Source organism: Motiliproteus sp. MSK22-1 (assembly GCF_001968815.1).
Taxonomy (GTDB): Bacteria; Pseudomonadota; Gammaproteobacteria; order Pseudomonadales; family Balneatricaceae; genus Motiliproteus.
Genome location: NZ_MIEQ01000010.1, coordinates 98,397 through 123,966 on the forward strand (window position 1 = coordinate 98,397; position 25,570 = coordinate 123,966).

Below are 25,570 nucleotides of genomic sequence, written 5' to 3' on the forward strand. Positions count from 1 at the left end.
CGTCGGTCCAGAAGTCTGCTGGACGTATATCAGGTGGGGCTACAGGCTTTACTTTCTTGCACTAGGCCATTTTTTGGCTGCAATCAAGGACTTGAATGTACTGATGAAATTGCTGAATTCCTCCTCTGTAATGGTCAGAGGAGGATCTATGCGGAATAACGATCCTCGATTGCAGACAATGTAGCCTGCATTAATGAGTTCATTGTAAAGCTCGTTTCCAATTTCCTCGTCAGCCAACTCCACCGCAAACATTAAGCCTCTTCCCCTGACTTCCATGATGAACTCGTTATCAATAAGGTCGTTAAGTTGAGACAAAAATATATTTCCTTTTCTCGCTGAATTTTCAAGCAGCTCATTCTCTTCAATGATTTGAATGACTTCATGAGTGACAGCGGCGCCTAAGGGATCATTTTGATGGGATTGCATATATTTGAAAGGCTTGTTTTCCAGCTCTTTAATGGTTGCCTGATTGATCGCTGCAACACTGACGGGGTAGCCGTTCCCGATGCCCTTTCCGATCGCGATCATGTCTGGCTTGATGTCATAATGTTGATAGCCGAACCATGTGCCTGTCCTGCCGACTCCCGTCGTTACCTCGTTGGCAACGATTACGCCATTGTTGTTACGCACCATATTTACAATATTTCGTATCAAGGCTTTTGGAGGGAATCTGACAAATCCAGAGCCGCTACCTGGCTCAAAAATATACTCAGTTATATCTTTGGGAATGTTCTGCAGTGTAGGGCAACTGGAGGAGCATTTATCATTAACAGGGCAGGTTTTGCACTCTTCCCAATTAAAGACATGCCAACCATCGTTTCGATCGATTGTTGAGCTATAAGAACCCAAGTAAGCGTCGTGGAGTACCAGGGTTTTACTTTCTCCTTTAATTTGCCTTGAAATCTGCCTCAAAACTTCAATAGCTTCACTTCCTGAGCAAAGAAACACACACTGACCATTCTCGAAATTTGTAATAGACAAGACTGATTTTGCGGCTCTTTCGACCACCTCAGTCGAGTAGCAAAACCCTGTGTGCATAATAGAATCAATTTGATTCTTAATTACATTGTTGATCCTGTTATTTTTATGGCCTAGTGCTGCACACCATACCCCTGATTCGAGATCCATGTATTGCTTGCCATTCTGGTCTGTTAGATATACTCCTTGGCTGTCCACAACATGGTCAATTTTCAGTTCATGGCCAGTACAGTTATATATGCTTTTCATAATTTTGGGACTGAACTCATAAAAGTTGGTTCTAGCGTTCTTCAGCGTAATTTTTACTGAATCAGTTGTAACTGACAGAGCCTAACTTGCTATTTTGAAGATTTGGCGGGTACTGATAAACGTTTATATTCTTATCTTGCGCAGACATCAAGGGTTTTGGCTTTCCGGGTTTTTCAGCTCTTCCACCAGATCCTCGAAGCTGCTCTGTACCTCTTCCGCGTTAAACTCTGCGGCAGCCTCAATATCATCTAACTCTACGTCCTGAGTCAGTGATACGCTCATTGCTGAGGCCGTCATTACAACAAATTCCCCTTGATCCTCTGCGTCGATGGCTGCACGTTGGGTGGAGCGCCATAGTGCGTAGATTGCTACCATGCTGAGCATTGCTCCAATACTGGCATAGAATCCGTGAGGACCAATAACTTCCATGGAAAATGCAGTAATGGGAGCGCCTAACGCTGCTCCTGTTGCATTGACCAGAACCAGTGTTCCACTGGCAGCAACCATCTGTGTTGGCGACAGGTAATCATTGGTATGAGCGCCGCAAAGTGAATACATCGGCATAGACATCCCACCGATGGCTGCAACAACTGCAAATACGATTAATCCTTGACCCGTATAGGTCATGGCGAAGAATGCTATAGCGGCACCCACTGTGCTACTAAGTACAATCACCATGCGTCGGCCGACCCTGTCGGACAGCCAACCTAATGGATACTGGAATAGAAACCCGCCGACTATGATCGTACCCATAAAAAAAGAGGTCTCTTTTACCGACATGCCGGTATTTGTGGCATAAACAGCTCCCATTCCAAATATTGATCCCATGGACATACCAGTAATAAACATCCCAGTGACACCGAGGGGGGAAACTTTGTAAAGTTGCTTGATTCCGATGTTTTCGGGGGTGTCGTAACTGGGAGCTCTCGCTGCTGAAACAAGAATAGGAATAACTGCAAAGCTGACTAACAGGCTTACCAGCACGAACAGATCATAGCCATTGGGTGGTGCCAGATTAAGCAGTAGCTGGCCTCCGGCCATGCCACCAAGAGAAACCAGCATATAAAAACTCAGTAACTGTCCTCGAGTGCTGTTTTCAGATGACTCATTGAGCCAGCTTTCGGCTACGATGTAGAGACCGGCATAAGCAAAACCCGTCACAATCCGCATAGCCCACCAAACCCAGGGTTCGACAAAGACAGCCTGTACCAGGATAGAGGTCGAGGCAAGGGAGGCCAAGGCTCCAAATATTCGGATGTGACCGACTCTGCCCACAAGCTTGGGAACCAGCATACATCCGATAATCAGACCCAGAAAGTAACCGGCCATAATTATGCCGGTGACTGTTGTATTGAAACCTTCGATTGAAGCCCGAACACCCAGTAGTGACCCCTGCAGACCATTGCCCAGCATGATCAGCCCGAGCCCGAGGAAAAGTGCCCAGCAGTTGGAGATGACACCAAGCATTATTAATACCCTGTTTTATTATTCTGCTGGCAAATACTGCATTGATAAAACTGTTGTATGCCCGACAGAATGTTCACTCTGAAAAGGGTGAGTTTAGTAGCGAGGTAATAGCGAGAGCAATCTACGATTTAAGGAGAGTTGAACAAGGTCGCTTTAGGGCTAGCCTGTGTCGTTATTTGGTTAGGGAGTCCGGGAGTAAGCCCTGTAGGTTCCAATCCGTTCCGGGACGACCTCGGTTTGGCAGATAGGAAGAGCTGCAAGCAACCGGTTTGAAGGCTCTCTGGGATTGGTCACTAGTCTCATTTGTGTCTGTAACTAAAAAGTGCACAAGCTAGAAAAAGGAGGGGGAGGAGGAAAGACGAAAACCCTGTTTAATAGGAACTCCTAAGCTGCTATTAAACAGGACTCTCGTCCTTTACTCTTATGTTTATCCTTGCGCTGGTACGCACCTTTACCTTTCTTCGCTTTGACAATCTGGGACCTGTAGACCCTGGACGTGACCAGTGCTGCCAGAAAATTGTCTTGAATAGTTCCCCTGCCTGTTTCGACAGGAGCTAAAACCAGCTTCTTACCGGAAGACTGGTGGTCTTTTTTGAGTTTACTCATGCGTTTCTCACTGTAATTTGAGTCGATGTTTATCGCTCAATGTAAAAATCGGATTATTCAGAATTTTGTTGGCTGGAGCAATAGATTTCAGCGATTTATGCATGCTATTTAGTGCCATATGATTTATCAGAACGAATCATGGTATTGGCTCACTTCTCAGACGGTTTTTGGTTACCTAAGTAGCCTGCGAACAAGCCCCTTGGAACCGAGGGCTCGCTGAGAACATAATGGACTATTCAAAGGTTCCCTGAGGTTAAACACGTAACTCCAAAACGAGTGTTTATCAACAAGGGACTATAGTTAAAAGAGCAGGCTTTTTTATCTAAGAAAGGAGGGCGTTCGGATGAAAAAGATTTTGGTTATTGCAGAACGAGCCCAAGAAGCTCAGGTAGCTTTGGTCAAGGCTCTGTCACTTGCGAAGCTTAATTCGGCGAGTATTCATGTTGCGGTTATCTGTTATGAGGAGTTAGGTTGGCTTGATGAAGCTGAGAATAGTGAGGCCTCTGTTAATGCCAAGGTGGATATTCTAAATGGAGAAGAAGTTTGGTGGCGAGAGTATCTGAAGGCTCAATGTGGATCCTTGTCGGTCACCTACGAGCTGGTCTGGCAAAAATATGCTGCAGACTGGACATTGAAGCATTGTAGTGAACATACGTACGATCTTGTTGTTAAAAAAGGGCACCGTAGTGAAGCTGCTTTTTATACTCCGACCGATTGGTTATTGCTGAGGGATTCGAAGATACCTGTGTATTTGGTTTCAGATCAACATTACTCCGATGGTAAAGCGGTTTTAGTTGCTCTTGATCTGATGGCTAAAAGTGATGAAAAACAGGATCTTAATCAGCGTTTGATTGAATCCGCATTTCGCTTGGCTGTGGAAACAAACAGTGATTTGCATTGTTGCTATATCATCAAAATTCCCGAAATGCTTAAGAGCTTGAATCTGGTTGATGTAACAGACCACAACCGGAAAGTTGAAGAATCTGTACGACAAAAGTTTAAATCGCTGTTTGATTGCTATGATCTGGATAACACCCATATCCATATCAGGAGTGGTAGTCCTTGGAAAATGATTGCCAGTCTGGCAAATGAACTACAGGTAAACTGCATTGTCATTGGCACTATGGGACGAAAAGGGCTGGCCGGGAAGTTCTTCGGTAATACTTCCGAAAGAGTTATTCATGTTGCCCAGAAAGATCTTTTGGTTATTGGTGAGGGCTAGGTTCATCTTTCGGTGATGTTGATTGGCAACAGCTACAATACATTTCATGCCCGAAAGGTTTGAATCAATATATCCTGCATGGATTTTGCCCCCACCGATAGCGGGTATCGGCGTCTGCTTAGTACACCAACTCTGCGATTAATGCCCGGCTCTTCCAAGGGCCGGCAATGGGCGCCCAGTTCTTCCATTTGACTGATACACAGAGCTGGGACAACGCTGACGCCGAGTCCTGTTGCTACCATACGGCCTACGGTCGCTAGCTGGTGAGCCTCAAGAATCGTTGACAGGTGCAGTCCTGCATTTTGCATTTGTTGTTCAATGAGTACCCGTATGCTTGATGGCCGCTGAAGTACGACGAAATCGTTTTTTGCCAAATCGGACCAGTGGATTACCGATTGCTGTAACAATGGGTGGCCGATAGGTAGTACTGCGACGAACTGATCCTCAAACAGCGGTTCAAAGACAAGGTCCTCGGAACCGCCCGGATCAAATGTTACGCCAAGCTCCATACGACCGTTTCGCACAAGTTCTACAACTTCTTCGGCTATTACATCGTTAACCGCGATATTGACCGCAGGATTTGTTTCGCGAAACCGCTGTATAGCCTTAGGGAGCAAGTTACAGGCGAAAGAAGGCATAGCCGCGACAGTGATTTTTCCGCGTCGTAAGGCAAAATGATTATGCAGATCCTCCATCGCATCATCCCAGTCAGCCAATAATCGTTGTGCTACGGGGTAGAAGGATTCTCCCTCGGGTGTCAGTGCCAGAGTGCGAGTGGTGCGGGCCAGCAACCGCCCCCCCGCTGCTTCTTCCAGGTTTTTAATCGCGATACTGAGGGCGGGTTGGGAAAGGTGCACGAGTCCGCAAGCTTCAGCAAAACTTCGGGTTTTTGCAACGGCGACAAAAGCGCGTAGCTGTTTATGAGTAACGTTCATTGGATTCAGCGACTGCTATTTTGATTATATTTATTTAGATATTAAATCAAACTATCAAATAATTGCATTGGATAAATATAAGCCATTGTAGCAGACTCTACTAAAATTAATTGGAGGGCCGACAGGTTCCTTCGTAATAACAAGATAAAGACAACTACGACTCACAGGAGTATGCCTATGTCCGGTTTCGACAAAGTCGTCAATAGCTATGAAGAAGCACTTGCCGGTCTTGAAGATAACATGACTGTAATCGCTGGTGGTTTCGGCTTGTGTGGAATTCCAGAGAATCTGATACAGCAGATCAAAGTCATGGGAACGAAAGGGCTGACTATCGTTTCCAACAACTGTGGTGTTGATGGGTTTGGACTTGGCATTCTTTTGGAAGATCGGCAGATTCGCAAGATGGTCTCTTCCTATGTGGGCGAAAATGCCCTGTTTGAACAACAGTTACTTGCCGGTGAATTGGAAGTAGAGCTTACTCCTCAGGGAACTCTTGCAGAAAAAATGCGTGCTGGCGGTGCTGGGATACCTGCTTTCTATACAGCAACAGGGTTCGGAACGCCGGTTGCTGAGGGAAAAGAGGTCCGCGAATTTAATGGCCGTAACTATATCCTGGAAGAATCTATTACAGGTGATTTTGCCATTGTTAAGGGCTGGAAGGCCGATCGTTACGGTAACGTTATTTACCGTGATACCGCTCAGAATTTTAATCCACTTGCTGCAACGGCAGGCAAGATCACTATTGTTGAAGTCGAAGAGATTGTCGAGCCCGGAGAGCTGGAGCCAACACAGATTCATACTCCAGGCATATACGTTAATCGACTGATTAAAGGGACGTTTGAAAAGCGTATTGAGCAGCGCACCGTTCGCCAGGCTTGATAACTGACAGGGTTTAACACATAAATATCGCAGATGTCCTGAATAGTTGGGTGGTCTGCCGGGGCTTTCTAAGGAACCTGGTTTCTTGATGGTCACCGATCGGAATAAGAGGAAACATCATGGCACTTACTCGTGAACAGATGGCAATGCGTGTCGCCCGCGAACTGCAAGATGGTTACTACGTCAATCTTGGTATTGGTATCCCAACGTTGGTTGCCAACTATGTTCCAGAAGGAATGGAAGTTATGCTGCAATCCGAAAACGGACTGCTCGGCATGGGGCCTTTTCCAACGGAAGATGAAATTGATGCGGATATGATTAATGCCGGCAAACAAACGGTAACCGCCGCAACCGGCGCGTCTATTTTTTCTTCAGCAGAATCCTTTGCCATGATTCGTGGTGGCCATGTGGATCTTACTGTCTTGGGGGCTTTCGAAGTAGATACCCAAGGAAATATTGCCTCCTGGATGATACCAGGAAAGCTGATCAAAGGGATGGGCGGCGCAATGGACCTGGTGGCTGGTGCTGACAATATTATCGTCACTATGACTCATGCATCCAAGCATGGAGAGTCCAAACTTTTATCAACGTGCAGTCTGCCGTTAACTGGTGCAGGTTGTATCAAAAAGGTTCTGACCGACTTGGCGTATCTGGAAATTGAGAATGGAGCTTTTATATTGAAAGAGAGGGCTCCCGGGGTGTCAGTCGAGGAAATAGTCGAGAAGACAGAAGGTGAATTGGTTGTGCCTGACTCGGTTCCTGAAATGACCTTCTAGGTCATTGTTTAATTTAAGCTTATTAGGATCCGATAAAGACCGGCTCTTACTCTGTTTAAATAAGAGGCAATGTTGATAGTGAGTGATACTTACGAAGATGGATTGATGATGCGCCGAAAGGTTATGGGAGATGAATTTGTTGACCGGGCGCTGAGCCAGGCTGATGAACTGACTCAACCGATGCAGGATTTCATCAATGAGCATGCGTGGGGCTCAACCTGGCAGCGTAACGATTTGCCGCTGGACACTCGTAGTTTAGTCACCATTGCCATGCTTGCGGCTTTAAAAGCTCCCACAGAGCTGAAGGGGCACGTTCGTGGAGCCCTTCGAAACGGGTGCAGTAAAGATCAGATCATCGGTGTTATTCTCCATAGCGCTGTGTATTGCGGAGCGCCTGCTGCGCAGGAAGCGCTAAGAGCGGCCAAAGAAATTATCGATGCCTGGGAAGCCTGAGACGCCAGACCGATCCAGCACGCATTGATCGGTCTTTTATCAGGAACTGATCAGGCAACAGTGTCCCTGCATTTCCCTGCCTTGAGAATTTGTCATGAATAGCCCTGTAACTATTGTTGTGGCCGACCTGTCTCCGTTATATCGTCAGGCTGTTGCGATTGCCATTCGTCAATTTATATCAAGATATCGATTAATCGAAGCGGAATCCTTACTCGAAGTGGAGTCATGGCTAGGCAACGGCGAGAAGATTGATCTGCTAGTCGTTGATAGAGGGCTAGCGGGCATAAAGGCGCCGGAAGATATTAAAAGATTAGCTCGAGGGTACGATGCTGTCATTGCTATGACGACAGTGAATGCTGATTGCAGTATGGTTCGCTGGGCTCGGTCTGCTGCGGTCAAAACACTACTTCCCAAGGGTTTACCGAGTACGCAGTTTGTGGAGGCTTTGCAGCTGACTCTATCCGGAGGTTGTTGGTATCCAGAACAGACTCAGAATCATCAAGAGGCAGAGCTTATCAATGAAAAGGTCGCCTTTCACTACCTGTCCAGCAGCGAACTGAGAGTTATCAGTAGAGTAAGGGATGGATGGAAGAATAAGCAGATTGCCGATCAGCTAAATCTATCCGAATGCACTATTAAATCACACCTTACCAATACCTATCGAAAGCTGGAAATCGATAACCGTACCCAGTTAGCAACCATGGCGATGCAATGGCCAAATCTAAAGTGATTGGGCTCTAAGCGATCATCAAGAGTAGGCTTTTAGTTATCAATAGCAATGAACGTTCTGAGAAATCTTGAATCGCTGGTGTTGATTCATACGGATGGTTTGTCTGGTATATCAGACAGATGTCTGGATAACTGAATAACAGTTCCAAATAAAAATGTATGGATACTCAGACATAACACCTGGGATGATCACTGCTTTTCTTTCTAAGTATATGTTATTTATTAATATTTTAAAAATTTCTGTGATTGGCACGTTACTGGCTAACTATATCGTTAAGGTGTTGATCTAGCGCCGATGACAAACCAAAACTAATAAACAGGCGAATCAATGACATATCAGCGGAATGCTATTGTAACCGGATCAACCAGCGGAATAGGCTTGGGAATTGCGACGGCGTTTGCCAAGGCTGGCATTAATGTGATGTTGAATGGGTTCGGTGATCCCAGAGAAATAGACCGGCTTCGCAAGCAGTTGATCGACAGTTATGGGGTTAAGGTTATTTACTCCAATGCAGATATGACTCAAGCGGAAGAAATCAAACTAATGGTTGAGCTGGCACGCGAGGAGCTTGGTCGGATTGATATTGTTGTTAACAACGCTGGAATTCAACATGTTCAGCCGATAGAGGATTTTCCTGAAGACAAATGGGAGGCCATATTAGCAATAAACCTTTCCAGTTCTTTCCACACTATCAAGCACACACTGGCAGGTATGAAATCCCAGGGCTGGGGCCGAATTATTAACCTGGCTTCGGCTCATGGTTTGGTTGCTTCCCCTTATAAGTCGGCTTATGTGGCTGCAAAACACGGGCTGGTTGGATTAACTAAAGCCGTGGCGTTAGAAGCTGCTGAATATGGTGTTACCGTGAATGCTATTTGTCCAGGATACGTTTTAACCCCTTTGGTTGAACAGCAGATACCGGATACAGCCATGGCTCGAGGTATCAGTGAAGAAGAGGTCAAAAGGGATGTGTTGCTGAAAGCGCAGCCGACAAAAAAGTTTGTTACCGTTGAGCAGCTCGGTGAACTGGCCGTATTTCTCTGCAGTGAGGCAGCCGCATCGATTACCGGGGCGGCATTGCCTGTAGAGGGTGGCTGGACTGCCCAATAAGCAGTCCAGATAAAACGGGAGAATTTTATTTCAGTATCATCGCAGAGGCACCTGTGCTGATAAACAGGCCACCGCAAAAACGATTGAATATTTTCTGACCTCGATGAGACTGTAGGGCAGGGGCAACCAGTTTTGCACTGCCGCCGTAGATTAGTTTGCATCCCAGATCCAATACTGTCCAGCTGGCTACCATGACCAGAAGCTGCTGGGTAAAGGGAAGTTCTGCGCTGATAAACTGAGGTAAAAAGGCAACAAAAAACAGGATATCCTTAGGGTTACTGATACCCAAGCCAAAGGCACGCCAGAAAAGCGATCTGAAACCAGGTGAGATCGTTGATATCTGGGTTGTGTTCGGGTTGTTTTTATTTTCTGACTCGGCGTTGCGATGCCGCTGTGCTTCACACCAGCTTCGATAACCCAGATAGATCAGATAGGCTGCCCCAGCATACTTCAGCAGGCTGAATAGCTGTTCTGACGCCAGCAGCAGTGCCCCCAAACCTGTCGCTGAAGCGATTAGCAACAATAGCGACGCGCTGACACCACCCAGAAAAGCAGGATAGCTTCTTTTTATCCCGTAGTTGAGGCTGTTGGCTACCATCAGGAGTGATAGTGGCCCAGGCACCAGAATTACCAGTACAGAGGCAGAACAAAACAGTAACCAGGTTTCAAATGACATTAATAATCCTCTAATGGATGGGTTTTGTCCCGTTAATGGCTTGAAGGCGGAAATGGAAAAACGCTTCTACAGAAAAGACCCCTGAGAAAAGGGGCCTGGGTTAAGGGAGCCTGGGTTATTGTGCAACAAGCTCGTCTAAATCAGCATATTTTACAGGAAGATGAACTTACCGATAAATACTGCTGCAAGCACATAAAGACTAATCGATACCTTACTGGCGTTACCGGTGAATACTTTCATAATTACGTAGGTAACAAAACCGAGAGCAATGCCGTTGGCAATGGAGAACGTCAGCGGCATCATCACAACGGTGATAATAGCGGGAATGGTATCGCTCAGGTCTTCCCATTCAATGTGGGACATTCCGGTCATCATTAGCATGGCAACGTAGATCAATGCGCCGGCTGTTGCGTAGGCCGGGATCATTCCTGCTAAGGGGGCCAGGAACATGGCAGCGACAAATAAAACACCGATAGTGATAGCTGTTAAGCCTGTGCGACCACCAGCCGCGACACCGGAAGCACTTTCTACATAACTGGTAACCGGTGGAGCACCAAAGAAAGCGCCAGCGACGCTGGATACACTGTCTGCCTTAAGCGCTTTGCTCAGGTTTGGAATATAACCGTCAGGACGAATCAGGTTTGCCCGGTGAGCAACACCCATCAGCGTACCTGCAGTATCGAACATGTTGACAAACAGAAATGCCAGAATCACGCTGATCATTGCCACGTCAAAAGCTGCTGAAATATCCAGAGCCATGAAAGTCGGAGCCATGCTCGGTGGCATGGACACAATTCCCTGATACTCAACCAAGCCCAGGGCCCAGCCGATAAAGGTTACAACCAGAATACCGATCAAGACCGATCCGAAAATTTTCTGGTGAGAGAGTACAGCAATCATCAGAAAACAGATGGCGGCAAGTAGTACTGTTGGCTCAGTAAAGCTACCCATAGACAGAAGGGTCGCGGGGTTATCAACGACGATACCAGCAGTTTTCAGACCGATAAGGCCCAAAAATAGCCCGACACCGGCTCCCATCGCGAATCTGAGGCTCATGGGGATACTGTTTAGTAGCCATTCACGTATCTTGTAGACACTCAGGAAGACGAAGATAATGCCGGATAAGAAAACAGCACCCAAGGCTACTTCCCATTTGTATCCCATTTCACCAACCACTGTATAGGTGAAGAAGGCGTTCAATCCCATACCTGGAGCCAGTCCCACCGGCCAGTTTGCATAGAGCCCCATTAAGAAACAGCCTAAGGCGGCACCAATACAGGTCGCTACAAAAGCAGCTCCGTGATCCATTCCGGCATTGGCCATAATGCTCGGGTTCACGAAGATGATATATGACATCGTCACGAAGGTAGTAAGACCTGCGAGCAGTTCCGTTTTTATGCTGGTCTTGTGTTCTTGCAGTTCAAAAAAGCGATCCAGGATTCCGCGTTTGCCCTGAATTACAGTGCTTTGGTCCTGAGTAGTGCGGTCTTGCTCAAGGTTGTGAGCTGATTGTTCTTGTTGAATGCTCTCCACAACTTGTGCTCCTCATATCGGGTTGAGTTATTTGAAAGCCGAATACTTATTTTCGTGTGGCTTTCTCTAGTTGTGTGCCGAATTTCGACAGATTGTCACACTCTCAGTTACATGATTTGTAAAAGTTGTGCGTATATTGATTATCCAATTGTATACAAAAAAATCAACCCTGGAGTCAGGTTTTTTTGATATTTGTTTCTTTTTGATATTTTAAGCATAAATAAAACAATAAGTTACTGTTTTTTGGATTGACGGATATTGTGCACCAATAGATTGCTATCATTCGGATCAGCTCTGTTACCTGGCGTTAGAGTGTAAAAAGTATTTAAAAACCAGCAGACCATCGGGTTGTTTTTGCTGTCTGTGTACAATGTTCGACACTTTGTGTACTATTTTCATAGTATTTCGAGGCGATGAACGCTGTTCTTGACCTCTGACTTCCACTTGCTTAGTGATTGAATAATTGATGAACGATTCTTTACATAGTGTAATTTCCCGAAAGTCAGGCGAGCGCAAAGGGACTCAAGACGACATTGTCTATGCACATATATTTGATGCTATTTTGGAGCAGCGTCTCGCCCCAGGAACCAAACTGAGCGAAGAGTCTCTGGGAGAAATTTTTGGTGTCAGTCGCACGATTATCCGCCGGGCTCTTTCGCGTTTAGGGCACGAGCAGGTCGTGGTATTGCGCCCAAACAGGGGTGCAGTTGTTGCCAGTCCAAGTATTGAAGAGGCTAAACAGATATTTTTGGCCCGCCGGGTGGTGGAAAAAGCTATCACTGAATTAGCAGTGGAGCATTCTACGCCGGAAAAGATTAACGAGCTGGTGCAGCTTGTCGAAGAAGAGCAGGTTTGCTTTGCCCAGGGTGATCGCGGAGCTGGCATTCGTCTTTCCGGAGAGTTTCACCTGAGATTAGCGACTATGGCAAATAATCCTCCGTTGCTTAGTTTTCAACGCAGTTTAGTCTCACAGACATCTCTCATCATTGCTCAATACGAGAGTGGGGGTAAGCACCATTGTTCTTATGATGAACATACCGAACTGCTTCGCACTATTGAGTCTGGAAACAAAAAGAAAGCGGTGGATCTGATGATGCATCATTTGGATCATATTGAGGCTAAATTGAATCTGGATGGTGAATCAGCTTCAGGTGATCTGCACGCAGTTTTCTCTCACTTGGTCGGAAAACAATAACGACTAGAACAGCAATAAGCTAACTTCAGCTCCGGTCTGACTTTGGTTCTGACTTGGCTATAGAATTCCACGCTTTTCATGCTGCCGGCGGATTCCTGCCAGCAGCATAGGTGACCCCTTTTGGCGTTGGTTGCTACTACCCGCGCTGATATACAGATTGACCGGCGGCATAGGTTTCCTGCACGGCTCTGTCGTCTCCAAGCGTCATCAATACGAATAAACGCTCTTCCAATGATTTCACCTGGTCCATCCGATAGCTCATTAGGGGAGTGCAGCGGTAGTCCAGGACTACGAAGTCAGCATCATTTCCAGTTTGGAAACTGCCAATTTTGTCTTCCAGTTTGAGTGCTCTGGCTCCACCTAGGGTTGCTAAGTACAGTGATTTGAAGCAACTGAGCTTTTCACCCTGAAGCTGCATAACCTTATAGGCTTCGTTGAGGGTTTGTAGTATCGAGAAACTGGTGCCTGCTCCGACATCAGTCCCCAGTCCCACCTTCATTTTATACTTTTCTGCCTGAGGGAGATTGAAGAGTCCGCTGCCTAAAAACAAATTGGAAGTCGGGCAGAAGGCGATAGCAGAGTCAGTTTCTGCTATACGCTGGCATTCGTCATCACATAGATGTACTCCATGCGCCAGGACTGAGCGCTCTCCCAGTAAGTCAAAGTGGTCATACACATCCAGGTAGCCGGTTCGTTCCGGGAACAGGGATTTTACCCACTCAATTTCGTCCTTGTTTTCCGAAAGGTGGGTGTGCATATAGAGATCGGGGTACTCTTTTAAAAGCTGACCTGCAACTGCCAACTGCTCATCGGAACAGGTCGGAGCAAATCGGGGAGTTACTGCATAGTGCAGGCGATCCTGACCGTGCCACTTTTCTATCAGTGCTTTACTATCCTGATAGCCGGATTCTGCACTGTCGAGCAAGTAATCCGGTGCGTTACGGTCCATCAGCACTTTACCAGCAATCATACGCAGGTTTTTTTGCTGTGCTACCTCAAAAAAGGCATCGACCGACTGCTTGTGCACCGTGCCGAAAACCAGAGCTGTCGTTGTGCCGTTGCGAAGCAGTTCCTGCACAAAGATGTCGGCAACTTCATCCGCGTGGGCCTTATTCTCGAACAGTTTTTCGTTTGGAAATGTGTAGTTATTCAGCCAATCCAGTAACTGCTCGCCATAGGATGCGATCATGCCGGTCTGAGGGTAATGTATATGGGTATCAACGAAACCGGGCATGATCAATGAATCCCGATATTCAGTAATGTCAATCTCAGCAGGCAGATCCTTCAATAGAGCTTCGGCGGGACCTACACGGGATACCTGACCGTTCTCAATAACCAACAGACCGTCTTCGAAATATTCATGGGAGTTTTCAATACCGACCACAGCTGGGTCGCCAAGACTGTGAATGATAGAACCGCGAACGGCCTTAGTGGGCTGAGTCATGATCTTTAATGCTCGTATTTGTTGTAAAAGGTTGACGCCAAAAAGCGAATGTTTGTCAGCTGCAAGGCTAGCAGGCTAAGCGACTGACCTTTGGAGCCTTGGTTTGTTTATCTTTTTGATGTGTGGTTGTTTTTTTACCAAAATCACAGTTGTACAAAGAAACGATTTCCGCTGCGATTGAAATAGCGATTTCTGCTGGAAGCTTGCCTTTGACCGCAGCTACTCCCATAGGGCAGACCATTCGATCGATGGTGTCGGGTGAAAAACCTTTGGCCTTTAACCTATGCTCAAATTTCTTACGTTTGGTTGTTGAGCCGATCAGTCCATAATGGGAAAAATCACCGCGCTTCAGAATCTTTTCAGTCAGCTCAAGATCCAACTGGTGGTTGTGAGTCATGACGATGAAGTAGCTGCCTTCTGGCATATCATCAATTTCATCCACCGGGTACTCGTTGACTATCTTCTTTACCCCGTTCGGAATTTGCTCAGGAAACTCTTGTTCCCGAGAGTCAATCCAGCGCAAGTTGCAGGGTAAAGAGGCAAGAATCGGAATCAGTGCGCGACCTATATGACCGGCACCAAACACGGCAATATTCAATCTTGCTCCGCCAACAGGTTCAAAGAGTAATGTATGAGCACCACCACAACACTGACCCAGACTGGCACCCAGGGAGAAGCTCTCCATCCGTGATTGCTGGTCATTGTCTGTCAACATCTGACGGGCTATTTTGGTTGCCTTATACTCAAGGTGGCCACCTCCAATGGTATCGAAGCAGCTATCCTCTGTAACCACCATCTTGCTGCCGTTGTTACGAGGCGTGGAGCCCCGTTGCTCGACTATGGTTACCAGTACCGCCGGAGTGTCTTGCTGATCCAGCTCTGACAGAGCTTGAATCCAGTTGCTGGTGCTCATACTTTTGCTCACTGTGAATACCTCCTAAGCGGGTACCGGTTCCGTGGTTTCAGTATGTTCTGATAAAACGCTTTGATTGGATGATTTTTCTTGCTTTAAAGCTTCAACGGCCCAAAGAACCCGTTCAGGCGTTGCTGGAGCATCAATTGCGGGACTGACACGGTAGTCTGCAACACTGGCTATGGCATCCTTAATGGCACAAAACACAGAGATACCTAACATAAATGGAGGTTCACCCACTGCCTTAGAGTGGAAAACAGTGTCTTCCTGGTTCTTGCGGTTTTCCACAAGCTGTGTTCTGAAATCTATCGGCATATCTGCGATGGCTGGAATTTTATAGCCGGCAGGTCCGCTGGTCATCAACCGACCTTGCTTGTTCCAGACCAATTCTTCACTGGTAAGCCAGCCCGCACCCTGCACAAATGCACCTTCAATCTGGCCTATATCGATGGCGGGATTAAGGGAAGCCCCGACATCATGAAGAATGTCCGCTCGCAGAATTTTATATTCGCCAGTCAGCGTATCAATGATGACTTCTGAACAGGCGGCACCATAAGCAAAATAGTAGAATGGCCGGCCACGGGCCTGGTCACGATCGTAATAAATCTTGGGCGTTCGATAGAAGCCGGTGCTTGACAGCGATATCTGATGAAAATAAGCCAACTGAATAAATTCAGCAAAAGGCAGAATTTCATCACGAATCAACACGTGGTTATTGCTGAAACTAACGTCTTCTTCAGTTACCTTAAAGTGGTTGGCAGCAAATTCCACTAGACGCTTTTTAATCGTTTGTGCTGCATTTTGAGCGGCCTTACCGTTAAGGTCTGCACCAGAAGAAGCGGCGGTTGGTGATGTGTTCGGTACCTTGTCAGTATTGGTTGCGGTGCACTGGATGGTATTTATATCTACCTGAAACTCTTCAGCTACAATTTGGGCAACCTTAGTATTCAGCCCCTGACCCATTTCAGTACCACCATGATTCAGGTGAATACTACCGTCGGTATAGATATGGATCAGTGCACCCGCCTGATTCAGGAAGGTTGCTGTGAAAGAGATGCCGAACTTAACCGGTGTTAGTGCTAAGCCTTTTTTCAGCACTGGACTGTTTCGGTTATAAGCACTGATCTCTTCTCTGCGCTGCTGATAATCACTACTGGTTTCCAGTTCGGCAATCATCTCCGGCAGCTGATTATCTTCCACGGTCTGGTAATAATGCGTGATGTTGCGACCCTCTTCACCGTAAAGGTTTGCTTTACGGACTTCCAACGGATCTTTTCCAAGACGACGGGCAATATCATCAAGAATAATCTCCGGGGTTATCAGACCCTGAGGCCCACCAAAACCACGATAGGCGGTATTAGAGGCAAGGTTGGTCTTGCAACGAATTCCTGTGACGGTTGCATCGCCTAAATAATAACCGTTATCTGAGTGGAACATCGCCCTGTCGACGATCGAATTGGATAGGTCAGGGGAATAGCCGCAGTTTCCTGCGAGTTTCATTTCCACACCGGTGAGACGACCCTCATCATCAAACCCGACATCATAGCTGTTGAAGAAGGGATGACGTTTTCCTGTCATCATCATATCTTCCATCCGAGGCAGGCGCATTTTGGTCGGACGACCTGTCAGTTTGGCGATTACAGCAGAAATACAAGCAGGACCCGCTGCCTGGGTTTCTTTACCTCCAAAGCCGCCGCCCATGCGGCGCATATCAATAACAACTTTGTTAAAGGGTACTCCGAGAACCTCCGCTACCAGTTTTTGAACTTCGGTGGGATTTTGGGTAGAGGTGTAAACAATCATGCCACCGTCTTCAGTGGGTACAACAGAGGAAATCTGAGTCTCCAGATAAAAGTGTTCTTGACCACCAATATGCACAGAGCCTTGAGCGCGGTGCTTGGCATTGAGCAGAGCTGTTTCTGAATCGCCCCGTTTATGGGTATGGCTTTCACTAACGTAGTTGCCTTTTTCCAAGGCTTCTTCGACCGTCAGTACCGGGGTTAGATCTTCATATTCAACAATTGCAGCCATGGCTGCTTTACGAGCTGTTTCCTGATCATCGGCTGCAACGGCAAGTACCGGCTGGCCGACAAATTCAACTAAACCGTCGGCCAGCAGCGGATCGCCGGGAAGGACTGCCCCAATATCCAATTGTCCCGGAACATCCTGAGCGGTAATTGCAATAGCAACGCCAGAAAATTCGTAGCAAGGACTGACATCCAGTTTAGTGATCCTGGCATGGGCTCGTTCAGACATGCGAGCATATACATGAAGTTGGTTGGGGAATTCCAACCGGTCATCAATATAGACTGCTTCGCCGCTGACCTGTTTAGCAGCACTTTCATGTTTGACGCTGCGTCCCACACCCGTTTTCAGATCCTGCTTAGCTAATTCCAGCATTTCTTCAGGGGTCATTTTGTTCGTATTGTGATTAGACATAAGCAGTTACCCGTGTTTCTACTTCTGGCGACTCGATCTCGATAAAGTAGCGGCGCAATAGGTTTTGAGCAGTAAGCATTCGATATTCTTTAGTGGCGCGGAAATCATCGATAGGAGCAAAATCCTCTTTTAATGCAGCGACGGCCTGCTCCAGCGTTTTTTGATTCCATTCCTTGCCAATTAATGCCTGTTCGCAGAGATTTGCTCGCTTGGGTATTGCGGCCATGCCGCCAAATGCAATAATGGCGTCCTTTACCTGACCTTGCTTAATGGTGATGTTAAAACAGGCTAAGACTGCTGAGATATCGTCATCCAGTCGCTTGGATATCTTGTAGCTGCGGAATTCACCATTTTGAGCAGCACGAGGCAGAATAACCTTTTCTATAAACTCAGATTCCTGCTGGGCTGTGACTTTGTAATCGATAAAATAGTCTTCTAATTTTAACGTTCGGGTCTCGGTACCTTTACGGAGTACTATCTGAGCACCTAGGGCAATAAGGGCTGGTGGGGAATCGCCAATGGGAGAAGCATTGCCGATATTGCCTCCTAGCGTTCCCTGATTGCGGATTTGTAATGAAGCAAAACGGTGTAACAATTCTCCAAAATCGGGATAATCTCCACAGAGTGATTCGTAACAGCGGGTGAGAGAAGCGGCTGCCCCCAGCTCAATTTGTTTGCTGTCCACATTGATCTGTTTTAATTCATCAATGTCACCTAGGTAGATCAAGATCTCTAACTCACGGTGCATCTGTGTTACTTCCAGAGCAAGGTCAGTTCCTCCAGCAAGCAGGCGAGCGTGTGGATACTGTACATAAAGGTCTGCAAGTTCATCAATATTGCGAGGATTAAAGCTGGATTTGTTACCTTGATTCAGGCTCGCTGATTCGTTTATTTGGTACTCGCGAATTCGCTGTAAATCGGTAATGGTCTTTTGTTCATCACGATCAAACTTATCTGATGCTGCATCTGAATACAGGCTGTCATCAAACATCGCATTTGCAGCGTCGATAATTGGACGATACCCGGTACAGCGGCAAAGATTTCCAGCCAAGGCCTCTTGTATATCTTCTTTTTCCGGAGTGCCAATATTTTTGCCTAAAGCGAACATCGACATGACAAACCCTGGCGTGCAGAACCCGCATTGGGAGCCGTGACAATCGACCATCGATTGTTGGGCAGGGTGCAGTTTGTTTTGATGTTTCAGGTCTTCAACCGTTATCAGTTGCTTTCCCTGTAAAGCTGAGACAAAAGTAAGGCAAGAGTTAATGCTTTTGTATTCAAGCGTCGGCGTTGGTGAGCTTTCCTTCAGCTCCGCCAATACAACTGTGCAGGCACCACAATCACCTGAGGCACAGCCTTCTTTGGTGCCAGGTTTTGCTGCGTGATTACGCAGGTAGTTGAGCACTGTCATATTGGGGTCGATGTCTTGCTCTTCCTTTAGCTCACGATTGAGTAGGAACCTGATCAAGGGAAGACCTCCTTTCTGGCTTTGTATTTATTTTAGTAAAAAATCGTATACAGTAGATTAAAATAAAACTAGACCCAAAAGTCAACAAAAGCTGACTAAAGAGTCAGAAAATATTTATTTCAGGGATATCTTGCATAACAAGAGAGACCGTAAAAATGATTAGCAGTGCCCTGATTCTGTTCTCTTTTGCGTCAGATATTTTTACATCCAAAGTTGTGTGGCGAATATTGTTGCGAAGTAACTTGTTGATAAGCTGGCTCTAATTTCCAATGGTATGGAATATGCTGGCAGCTATATAATTGCTGAGTCTTTCATAGATAAAGGAGTAGAAGGGATCAATATGCCGATTCATTCAGCTCAAGGACTATTGGCTGCTATTTTCTTGCTGATCGCATTTTCAGTGTTGCTTCAGGCAAGTATTTCTTTAACTGCTTCCACCGCGAACCAGAATCATATTGGCATTTCCCTGTTGAATTCTGGGCAGGCTGTCTATGTATATGCTCCTCTGGTGGGGCGCTCTGTGAAATTATCCCTGCAATTGAGCAATTTTTTACCAAACAGTTATCCGTTTAGTAACTATTTGTCTAGTACATATCCGTTAAACAACTATCCGTTGACAATCAGGCTGATTCTAAGAAGTGGTTTTATCTGTCTCTGTAGATGATCATTTCAATGAAAGGGAAGGCGCATACAGACGGGCTAGTTGATTCAGTAACGACTCCTGAGGAGGTCCTTCATGATCGTTCAGTCTTTGGTAGAAACCATTAAGTTCTGTCGCGCCGTTGGAGATCCATATGATAGCCAGTGTACAGTTCAATGGCTGTCTCCCAGTACCGTGAATATTTGTAATTTGTCAGGTTCTTTCACTCGTGAGATGAGAAGGCAGTTGGAAAGTTATCTAGTTGGCGCAGGCGTCACTAAGGCTATTTATGTAAGGTGTCGGAATGGAGTTTGGAGTGAGTACGAAATAAATGCATCGCCAGAGGCTGATAAATCTGTGCCAGAAGCTGAGCACATGCCTCCGGCAGAGTTTGATTTGACTGGTTAGGGTTCTGCAGCCTCTAGAACTCTATACTTCTACTAGGGGTTTTGTCCTGTGGCGATGACTATTTTTCCAGCCACAGGTTTTCCAGGTTACGAAAACCCCATTTCTGAGGGTCTTCAACACTTATAATGCGATCCTGGCATCGGGGAGAGTTTAGGTCTACTGTTTTTGCTGGTATCTGCTCCTTGGATTTTGCCGAGTAAAAAGTGCGTACTCTGGGAGTTAGCAGAGAACCGTTGCCTTTCTCAAGTACCACGCCCAGTTTTTCTGATTCGAGCCTGACCAGGGAGCCTACTGGATAAATTCCGATACTTTTAACAAAAGCTTTAAACATATGCTCGTCGAAGTGGCCTTTCCAGGATGCCATGCGTTTTACAGAAACAGCCGGGTCCCAGCCGGACTTGTAGGGGCGGTCTGAAGTGATGGCATCGTAAACATCGCAGATTGCACTCATGCGGGAAAGCGGTGAAATGGCTTCACCACTCAAGCCTTTGGGATAGCCGCTACCATCTACTTTTTCATGATGATGCAGGATAATATCGAGAGTTGCTTCACTGTTAGTACCCGCCTCAAGAAGTAAGTCATAGCCTTTTTGAGGGTGGGTTTTCATAATACGGAATTCATTGTCGGTCAGCTTGCCTGGTTTGTTCAGAACGTCGAGGGGCATTAAGCCTTTACCCAGGTCGTGCATGAGGCCACCAATTCCGGCCTCGTTTGTTTGCTCTTCATCTAATTCCAGTTCTTGGGCTAATGCTACCATCAGTGCGCAAACGGCCACGGAGTGCATATAGGTATAGTCATCTCGTGTTTTTAGTCTCGCAATACTAATTAATGCTTCTCTGTTGCGCATGACAGAAGAGGATATTTCATCGACTAATGGGCGAGCTCTTTCGGCACTAATGGCTTTGCCCATTCTGGCTTCCTGAAACATGGATTCGACAGCTTCCCGCGACTGATCACATATAAGCTTTGCTCGAGCTCGTTCAGCCGACAAACTCGTTGGTTTGTTTAAGGTTGATTTGGTCTCTGTTGGTTTGGGCTCAGAGGGGGGAGGGGGTGTTTGGGGGTCAGGCTTTTCAGGGATATTCTCTACATCCAAACCTTTTGAAGTATCAATCAGAATTTGCTCAACACCACTATCAAGGATTTTCTTGATGTCTTTGGGATTTGTCAAAAGAAACGATTTACGCCAGAAAGGGTGTTTGACCCAGGGGCCATATAATTTTTCCAGATGCATTCCGCATCGGAGCTGGTGAGGCTGTACTTTCTTAAGCATTCTTTTTTAACCCTGTCGCATCGTAGTTAAGAGAATACCCGTCCTTGTATGAAATATCGATAATGCTGTTTGTCAATTTTCCTGTTTATGAAACCTGTTGCAAAGTACACTGGTGGATTGGGTTATCTGGTGCTATTTCAGTCAAGCTAACCCGTTTATTGAGTGGATGAAATTGTAAGCTGCTTGCTAGCGATTGGAGAATGAGGAAAGTATGATCGCGGTATTCTACGCACTCCGTTCAAATTGGTTTCTCGTTTTCCCCTATCAGTCAATTGAGGTTTTATGGTGGTGTCCACTTCTACTGCTCTAACCATTGATCATAGCAAAGGAATCAAACTGGCGGCGGCTGGTGTTCTTGTGCTTAGTTTTGATGCATTACTGATAAGGCTTGCCGGTGTAGATCCCTGGGATGTTACGTTTTGGCGTGGAGCACTGATGGCTCTGTCTATGCTTGCAATCATGATGGCTGGAGGAAAGCATAATTATCTTGGACAACTGCGTCCTTATTGGAAAGGGATGTTGCTGATTGCATTCATATATGGGATCAACGGGACGTTATTTGTGCTTTCTATCTCTCATACCAGTACCGCAAATACGGTGGTCATTCTTAGTAGCAGCTCATTTTTTGCAGCATTCTTCTCCTGGCTGTTTTTACGTGAGCGGGTTGATACGCGTACCTGGGCTGCAATTGGCGTATCGGTGGCTGGTGTGGTGACTGTATTTTCCGGCTCATTCGGACTGGAAAACTGGGTTGGTGACCTGCTTGCGCTGCTATTGGCTTTATCCATGGGGCTTGTGCTGACGCTGATGAGGCGTTATCCCGAAGTACCTCGAACACCAATGGTTGCCATCAGCGGGTTGGTCATGATGGTGATAGCGATTCCTTTTAGCGCACCTTTTGAATTAGCCCAAAGCAACTATTTTTGGTTGGCCGTAATGGGGTTGGTTCAAATTCCTTTAGCATCTGTGTTGATTATGAGCGCAACCCGCTATTTATCCTCTCCTGAGGTTAGTCTTTTTTTACTGATCGAGACGGTATTTGGTCCGATTTGGGTATGGCTGGTACTTAGTGAACAGGTTCCACCAATGACTTTAGTCGGAGGAACTGCAATTCTTGGAGCTATCGTTGTGCATTCCTGGCTGTCGCTTCGTAACGCGAAGGAGCGGAGTCGTTGAGCAAGTACGCTGGGAAAACCCAGCAACACCATAAGGTCTCCGGAGGCTCGAGCGGCGATCAGAATAACCAGTAGTTGAAATATGAGAGTAGATGCTTCCATGCTGTTGCTTAAGATTCCTTTATAAGCCTTTTGGATTCTGAAAATAGCTGTGTACTTTATTTCTCATGGCAACAAGCCAGCAACTCATATGCCTCTCGTATTTCTTTAAAGCGTTCAGGATCGCCTCCCCGATCGGGGTGATGCTTGCCAGCGAGATGGCGATAAGCGCGCCGAATCTCTTGCCAGCCACTTTTTGGAGAAAGCTCAAGAACTGTCAGTGCCGCATAACGTCGGTCTTCAGAAAAATAGCGCTTCCAGAAGCTGTCGAGCAGGGATTTGACCTCAGACTCGCCGTTTTTTTCGAACTGACTCCAATCAAGGTAATAATCCCTGAGAGGTTGCTCACTGGAGGTTCCCGGTAAGCTGTTGGCTGATTTGTCGGCTATGGGTTCAAGGTAAATATCCAAGGCCGATATTTGCAATCTGAGACCTTCTTCCCAGAATAGCTCCTGTAACTGATAGAGTGCATTCATTGTCAGAAAGTGCTTACGAAAAAGCTGCAAATCGTTGGACATTTGATCAGAACAAGAGAAGCTGAAACCTGATTGTTCAATCATCCTGATCAGCGCATATTCGCTTACGCTGGCAGAAGCACCCCTCAAAATAGGGATCAACGCTGCGGTTAAAGGATTAATTGGCATATGTTCTGGTTTAGTACCTTTTCAAATTCATGATGATTTTCTGATGTCGGGCTTCAACTTTTCAACTATATGGAGTATAAGAAGTCCCTCGCGAATCCTAACTTTGAGTTTAGGCCATCTGTTTTTTTATCTTAACGACTTGAGAATCATTCAGTTTGATTTTTAATTTCCTTGTCTATACTGAAATTTCGCATAAATGTGAAGGGAGCGAGGGATGAGTTACCTTAACGGTGGAGAGAAGGACCCCATCCGAAAGACTGATTGTCACAACCTTGAGACTTTTAGCAATAGATTGTTGCGATTACATGAAGAAGGGTTTGTTAATGCCAGTCATCATGTGCCTGGTATTCTGAGATCCAATGAATATATTATTTGTACCCGAAAGCATTGTAAAAAGTGCTCGAATACGACTGGACTCAGCATTCTTTGGCGTACAAGAGTTGGATCTGGCTACCTAAAATCCAAATAACCCTTGCGTGGCGGAAGATCTTCGAATTTTGTGAGTCCAGTGTTGGACTCAGGCCATAATCGTAGCAACCTCCCTGTATTACGCTTTATATTGATACGCGGAGACCTCACCTTGTTCTGACATGGTTACCAATAACTTCCACTGGGTCTTTCTGGCATAGTGCATATCCAGGATGTAACAGTTGAGCCCGTCTTCTTCCATCATCTCTGAGGTATTTTGGTCAACTCTAGCGAATTGTCTTAGATCAAATGAACAGCTGTTTGAATCCGCTTATAATCCCTCTCATATTAGTAACGTCTAAGTGATTTTTTTAACCCAGCCGAGTTATTGGGGGAGTAGGGCAAATGATTTCCAGCCACCTGGATACCGAGGTGTTATTTAAACGCCTCAGTCAGAGCATACTCCACCTGTTTGCACCCTGGCTTGCTCTCTATAAAAAATTACACCTGGATTCGTTGATAAGCAGTCGTTACCACGCCCGTGACTTCAGTGAAATACGCGCTCAATATATCGACAGTCGAGTGCGCTTGCTGGCAGGTATGTTCACTTTTCTGACACCAATGTGGATACCAATAGATTACCTTATTCTTGAAGATGACCATTTTTTGCCAATGGTTTGTGCACGTATACTTTTTGCGTTGTTGTTAATGTTTCTATGGATTTTGCCCTCTGATCGCTGTTCCATGTTGCAGGCCAGGGTCAGATTGATCCTGCTGATGATTTTGCCTTCTCTCTTTCACATATCTACACAGTGGATTTTGGGATCCGTATCTGACTCCGAATTGCTTATTTGTTATACCTTTTTGCCATTATTGATCATTGCTATGCATAGTATCTTTCCGTTGACTTTATCCGAGGGGATCGGGCTTGCCAGCTTTACGATTGTTTTACTTTCGTTAGATGAATTGTCCAATAACACACTCTTCACCATTAGGGGGTTAGGTCATCTTTGGCTGTTATGTCTGATCATGGGGGTGGCGATCTGGGCGCAGTTGTCACAGCTTCATATCGAGTTAAAAATGCACCACCAGTCAATTACTGATCCTTTAACAGGGCTACTGAACCGTCGTACTTTGATGAAACTTCTTGAACATGAAAAGAAGCGTCATCAGCGTCATGGAAGGTCGTCTTCTTTGATGATGCTGGATATGGACTATTTCAAACAAATCAATGATTGCTATGGTCATGGTATGGGAGATCGCGTTTTACAACGCTTTTCCCAGATAATACGTGAACAGACTCGTGGCTCCGATATACTCGCCCGTTATGGAGGTGAAGAGTTTATAGTTATTTTGCCGGAAACCAGTGCGGAAGATGCAACAATATTGGCCGAGAGGATACATGATGCTAATCACCGGCTACCACTGCCCACGGTAAGTGGCGAACCTCTGTTTTTTACAGTAAGCATTGGCATTACGGAGTTCAATGATAATGACTCATTGGAAAGTACGCTAAGTAAGACTGATGAAGCGCTTTACCAGGCGAAGGAAGCCGGACGTAATTGCACTATTGTCCGTAGCTGAGTTGCAGGTTTAGAATAGAGAGCAGGACAGTAAACTATTTGGTGGTCCGCATCTAACTTTGAATGTTGAAAAATATTCAAAGAGTCTGTTGACTCTCTGAACGGGGGCTGTAGAATACGCCCCCACGTTGTCGCTGAAGGCGGCAATAGAAGTCCGGCAAAACCCAAGCAGCATCAGGTTTTGCAGCGGTTGATTGAAGATCTCACCGAGGTGAATGACTGAATCAACCGGCTGAAATAAACAGTTGACTTCGAGATTGGCGCGAT

23 protein-coding genes are annotated in these 25,570 nt (G+C 46.1%); 10 read left to right on the forward strand and 13 right to left on the reverse strand.

Going from position 1 to position 25,570, the window contains the following annotated elements:
* Positions 1 to 48 precede the first annotated feature (48 nt).
* The 3 genes from BGP75_RS00485 to arfA all read right to left on the reverse strand — a co-directional run bounded on the left by BGP75_RS00485 (position 49) and on the right by arfA (position 3,300).
* The gene (locus BGP75_RS00485) at positions 49 to 1,227 is read right to left on the reverse strand and encodes an aminotransferase class III-fold pyridoxal phosphate-dependent enzyme (protein WP_076713945.1); all 1,179 of its coding nucleotides are present in this window, start codon (positions 1,225 to 1,227) and stop codon (positions 49 to 51) included.
* A 147-nt stretch (positions 1,228 to 1,374) separates the two neighbouring features.
* On the reverse strand, positions 1,375 to 2,694 hold the full coding sequence (locus BGP75_RS00490) for an MFS transporter (RefSeq protein WP_076713947.1): 1,320 nt from the start codon (positions 2,692 to 2,694) through the stop codon (positions 1,375 to 1,377).
* 384 nt (positions 2,695 to 3,078) lie between these two features.
* On the reverse strand, positions 3,079 to 3,300 hold the full coding sequence (gene arfA, locus BGP75_RS00495; RefSeq protein ID WP_076713949.1) for a ribosome alternative rescue factor ArfA: 222 nt from the start codon (positions 3,298 to 3,300) through the stop codon (positions 3,079 to 3,081).
* A 343-nt stretch (positions 3,301 to 3,643) separates the two neighbouring features.
* Between arfA and BGP75_RS00500 the strand changes: the two genes are divergently transcribed.
* Positions 3,644 to 4,522, forward strand: coding sequence for a universal stress protein (locus tag BGP75_RS00500; protein WP_076713951.1), 879 nt, complete (start codon positions 3,644 to 3,646; stop codon positions 4,520 to 4,522).
* A gap of 44 nt (positions 4,523 to 4,566) precedes the next feature.
* Here the strand turns inward: BGP75_RS00500 and BGP75_RS00505 are convergent, their stop codons facing one another.
* A complete protein-coding gene (locus tag BGP75_RS00505) occupies positions 4,567 to 5,457 on the reverse strand; it encodes a LysR family transcriptional regulator (protein WP_076713953.1) in 891 nt (296 codons plus the stop codon).
* Between the two features lie 177 nt (positions 5,458 to 5,634).
* On the opposite strand from BGP75_RS00505, the gene BGP75_RS00510 reads away from it, so the two are divergent.
* The 5 genes from BGP75_RS00510 (at position 5,635) to BGP75_RS00530 (ending at position 9,405) form a co-directional block, all read left to right on the forward strand.
* Positions 5,635 to 6,336 carry a CoA transferase subunit A gene (locus tag BGP75_RS00510; protein WP_076713955.1) on the forward strand — a complete coding sequence of 234 codons (702 nt, stop codon included), beginning with the start codon at positions 5,635 to 5,637 and terminating at the stop codon, positions 6,334 to 6,336.
* A gap of 119 nt (positions 6,337 to 6,455) precedes the next feature.
* Positions 6,456 to 7,112 carry a CoA transferase subunit B gene (locus BGP75_RS00515; RefSeq protein WP_076713957.1) on the forward strand — a complete coding sequence of 219 codons (657 nt, stop codon included), beginning with the start codon at positions 6,456 to 6,458 and terminating at the stop codon, positions 7,110 to 7,112.
* Between the two features lie 69 nt (positions 7,113 to 7,181).
* Entirely contained in the window at positions 7,182 to 7,565 is a 384-nt protein-coding gene (locus BGP75_RS00520; RefSeq protein ID WP_198939244.1) for a carboxymuconolactone decarboxylase family protein, read from the forward strand.
* Between the two features lie 94 nt (positions 7,566 to 7,659).
* The gene (locus BGP75_RS00525) at positions 7,660 to 8,295 is read left to right on the forward strand and encodes a response regulator transcription factor (RefSeq protein WP_076713959.1); all 636 of its coding nucleotides are present in this window, start codon (positions 7,660 to 7,662) and stop codon (positions 8,293 to 8,295) included.
* A gap of 327 nt (positions 8,296 to 8,622) precedes the next feature.
* Positions 8,623 to 9,405, forward strand: a complete 783-nt coding sequence (locus BGP75_RS00530; protein ID WP_076713962.1) for a 3-hydroxybutyrate dehydrogenase — start codon at positions 8,623 to 8,625, stop codon at positions 9,403 to 9,405.
* Positions 9,406 to 9,430: 25 nt separating this feature from the next.
* Here BGP75_RS00530 and BGP75_RS00535 read toward each other — a convergent pair whose 3' ends face one another.
* Both BGP75_RS00535 and BGP75_RS00540 read right to left on the reverse strand, forming a co-directional pair.
* Positions 9,431 to 10,081: a LysE family translocator gene (locus tag BGP75_RS00535; RefSeq protein ID WP_076713964.1), complete on the reverse strand. Its 651-nt coding sequence runs from the start codon at positions 10,079 to 10,081 to the stop codon at positions 9,431 to 9,433.
* Between the two features lie 150 nt (positions 10,082 to 10,231).
* Positions 10,232 to 11,521, reverse strand: a complete 1,290-nt coding sequence (locus BGP75_RS00540) for an NCS2 family permease (protein WP_198939245.1) — start codon at positions 11,519 to 11,521, stop codon at positions 10,232 to 10,234.
* A gap of 559 nt (positions 11,522 to 12,080) precedes the next feature.
* Between BGP75_RS00540 and BGP75_RS00545 the strand changes: the two genes are divergently transcribed.
* On the forward strand, positions 12,081 to 12,809 hold the full coding sequence (locus BGP75_RS00545; protein WP_076713968.1) for a GntR family transcriptional regulator: 729 nt from the start codon (positions 12,081 to 12,083) through the stop codon (positions 12,807 to 12,809).
* A 136-nt stretch (positions 12,810 to 12,945) separates the two neighbouring features.
* On the opposite strand, the gene guaD is transcribed toward BGP75_RS00545, so the two are convergent.
* From guaD to xdhA, 4 genes are all read right to left on the reverse strand, one after another.
* Positions 12,946 to 14,253 (reverse strand): guanine deaminase, encoded by a 1,308-nt coding sequence (gene guaD / locus BGP75_RS00550; protein ID WP_076713971.1) that lies wholly within the window; start codon positions 14,251 to 14,253, stop codon positions 12,946 to 12,948.
* Between the two features lie 67 nt (positions 14,254 to 14,320).
* On the reverse strand, positions 14,321 to 15,178 hold the full coding sequence (xdhC, locus tag BGP75_RS00555; RefSeq protein WP_233152807.1) for a xanthine dehydrogenase accessory protein XdhC: 858 nt from the start codon (positions 15,176 to 15,178) through the stop codon (positions 14,321 to 14,323).
* A gap of 12 nt (positions 15,179 to 15,190) precedes the next feature.
* A complete protein-coding gene (xdhB, locus tag BGP75_RS00560; protein WP_076713976.1) occupies positions 15,191 to 17,605 on the reverse strand; it encodes a xanthine dehydrogenase molybdopterin binding subunit in 2,415 nt (804 codons plus the stop codon).
* Positions 17,598 to 19,073 carry a xanthine dehydrogenase small subunit gene (gene xdhA / locus BGP75_RS00565; protein ID WP_076713978.1) on the reverse strand — a complete coding sequence of 492 codons (1,476 nt, stop codon included), beginning with the start codon at positions 19,071 to 19,073 and terminating at the stop codon, positions 17,598 to 17,600. The genes xdhB and xdhA overlap by 8 nt, the downstream gene beginning before the upstream one ends.
* A 736-nt stretch (positions 19,074 to 19,809) precedes the next feature.
* Between xdhA and BGP75_RS00575 the strand changes: the two genes are divergently transcribed.
* Positions 19,810 to 20,121 (forward strand): hypothetical protein, encoded by a 312-nt coding sequence (locus tag BGP75_RS00575; RefSeq protein ID WP_076713982.1) that lies wholly within the window; start codon positions 19,810 to 19,812, stop codon positions 20,119 to 20,121.
* Between the two features lie 58 nt (positions 20,122 to 20,179).
* On the opposite strand, the gene BGP75_RS00580 is transcribed toward BGP75_RS00575, so the two are convergent.
* The gene (locus BGP75_RS00580; RefSeq protein ID WP_076713984.1) at positions 20,180 to 21,394 is read right to left on the reverse strand and encodes an HD-GYP domain-containing protein; all 1,215 of its coding nucleotides are present in this window, start codon (positions 21,392 to 21,394) and stop codon (positions 20,180 to 20,182) included.
* Positions 21,395 to 21,682: 288 nt separating this feature from the next.
* Between BGP75_RS00580 and BGP75_RS00585 the strand changes: the two genes are divergently transcribed.
* A complete protein-coding gene (locus BGP75_RS00585; protein ID WP_233152808.1) occupies positions 21,683 to 22,570 on the forward strand; it encodes a DMT family transporter in 888 nt (295 codons plus the stop codon).
* A gap of 157 nt (positions 22,571 to 22,727) precedes the next feature.
* Here BGP75_RS00585 and BGP75_RS27310 read toward each other — a convergent pair whose 3' ends face one another.
* Positions 22,728 to 23,312, reverse strand: coding sequence for a DNA-J related domain-containing protein (locus BGP75_RS27310; RefSeq protein ID WP_076713988.1), 585 nt, complete (start codon positions 23,310 to 23,312; stop codon positions 22,728 to 22,730).
* Between the two features lie 813 nt (positions 23,313 to 24,125).
* On the opposite strand from BGP75_RS27310, the gene BGP75_RS00595 reads away from it, so the two are divergent.
* Positions 24,126 to 25,304: a GGDEF domain-containing protein gene (locus BGP75_RS00595; RefSeq protein ID WP_076713990.1), complete on the forward strand. Its 1,179-nt coding sequence runs from the start codon at positions 24,126 to 24,128 to the stop codon at positions 25,302 to 25,304.
* A 9-nt stretch (positions 25,305 to 25,313) separates the two neighbouring features.
* On the opposite strand, the gene BGP75_RS27315 is transcribed toward BGP75_RS00595, so the two are convergent.
* On the reverse strand, positions 25,314 to 25,570 hold a 257-nt coding region (locus BGP75_RS27315; protein ID WP_233152809.1), incomplete at its 5' end, for a hypothetical protein.

Coding starts and splice junctions, on each gene's coding strand:
- BGP75_RS00500 (WP_076713951.1), top strand. CDS start 3,644: ATGAAAAAGATTTTGGTTATTGCAGAACGAGCCCAAGAAGCTCAGGTA.
- xdhB (WP_076713976.1), bottom strand. CDS start 17,605: ATGTCTAATCACAATACGAACAAAATGACCCCTGAAGAAATGCTGGAA.
- BGP75_RS00525 (WP_076713959.1), top strand. CDS start 7,660: ATGAATAGCCCTGTAACTATTGTTGTGGCCGACCTGTCTCCGTTATAT.
- BGP75_RS00535 (WP_076713964.1), bottom strand. CDS start 10,081: ATGTCATTTGAAACCTGGTTACTGTTTTGTTCTGCCTCTGTACTGGTA.
- BGP75_RS00545 (WP_076713968.1), top strand. CDS start 12,081: ATGAACGATTCTTTACATAGTGTAATTTCCCGAAAGTCAGGCGAGCGC.
- BGP75_RS00510 (WP_076713955.1), top strand. CDS start 5,635: ATGTCCGGTTTCGACAAAGTCGTCAATAGCTATGAAGAAGCACTTGCC.
- arfA (WP_076713949.1), bottom strand. CDS start 3,300: ATGAGTAAACTCAAAAAAGACCACCAGTCTTCCGGTAAGAAGCTGGTT.
- BGP75_RS00515 (WP_076713957.1), top strand. CDS start 6,456: ATGGCACTTACTCGTGAACAGATGGCAATGCGTGTCGCCCGCGAACTG.
- BGP75_RS00505 (WP_076713953.1), bottom strand. CDS start 5,457: ATGAACGTTACTCATAAACAGCTACGCGCTTTTGTCGCCGTTGCAAAA.
- guaD (WP_076713971.1), bottom strand. CDS start 14,253: ATGACTCAGCCCACTAAGGCCGTTCGCGGTTCTATCATTCACAGTCTT.
- BGP75_RS00520 (WP_198939244.1), top strand. CDS start 7,182: ATGTTGATAGTGAGTGATACTTACGAAGATGGATTGATGATGCGCCGA.
- BGP75_RS00580 (WP_076713984.1), bottom strand. CDS start 21,394: ATGCTTAAGAAAGTACAGCCTCACCAGCTCCGATGCGGAATGCATCTG.
- BGP75_RS27310 (WP_076713988.1), bottom strand. CDS start 23,312: ATGCCAATTAATCCTTTAACCGCAGCGTTGATCCCTATTTTGAGGGGT.
- BGP75_RS00595 (WP_076713990.1), top strand. CDS start 24,126: ATGATTTCCAGCCACCTGGATACCGAGGTGTTATTTAAACGCCTCAGT.
- BGP75_RS00575 (WP_076713982.1), top strand. CDS start 19,810: ATGATCGTTCAGTCTTTGGTAGAAACCATTAAGTTCTGTCGCGCCGTT.
- BGP75_RS00485 (WP_076713945.1), bottom strand. CDS start 1,227: ATGAAAAGCATATATAACTGTACTGGCCATGAACTGAAAATTGACCAT.
- BGP75_RS00530 (WP_076713962.1), top strand. CDS start 8,623: ATGACATATCAGCGGAATGCTATTGTAACCGGATCAACCAGCGGAATA.
- BGP75_RS00490 (WP_076713947.1), bottom strand. CDS start 2,694: ATGCTTGGTGTCATCTCCAACTGCTGGGCACTTTTCCTCGGGCTCGGG.